The organism is Brenneria populi, from assembly GCF_036016195.1.
GTDB lineage: Bacteria > Pseudomonadota > Gammaproteobacteria > Enterobacterales > Enterobacteriaceae > Brenneria > Brenneria populi.
The window spans coordinates 1-441 of the sequence record NZ_JAYWTM010000071.1; the positions used below are offsets into that span (position 1 = coordinate 1).

Sequence of the window (441 nt, forward strand, 5' to 3'; positions counted from 1 at the left end):
GGGGCGGAGAATGTGGGACAGACGGCGCTGAATGCGGGACTGAAGGCGCTGACGCAGGCGGGGATAGTGATGCATGCGCCGCAGGGAGTGGGTATCGCCAGCGAAAAGAGCGTGCGGGTGTCGTCGGGCGGCGAGAGCGTGGCGCTGACGGCGGGGAAGAACGTGGACGTCAGCGTGATGAAGCGTTTTACGGCGGCGGCGGGAGAAGCGATAAGCCTGCTGGCGCGCAAGATGGGGGTGAAGATATTCGCGGCGCAGGGGAAGGTGGAGATACAGGCGCAGAGCGATGCGCTGAGTTTGACGGGGCAGAAGGAGGTAACGCTGAGCAGCGCGACGCAGTCGGTGAGGATAACGGCGCAGGACGAGCTGTTGTTGAACTGCGGCGGTGGGTATATCCGGCTGAAGGGGGGCAATATCGAGCTGGGCTGTCCGGGGAATATT

The 441-nt window shown here is 63.7% G+C and carries 1 protein-coding gene; it reads left to right on the top strand.

All coding sequences use genetic code 11. The annotated features are described in order from the left end of the window. The coding region (locus VSX58_RS22440) for a DUF2345 domain-containing protein (protein ID WP_327619987.1) at nucleotides 1-441 on the top strand (441 nt) is incomplete at both ends.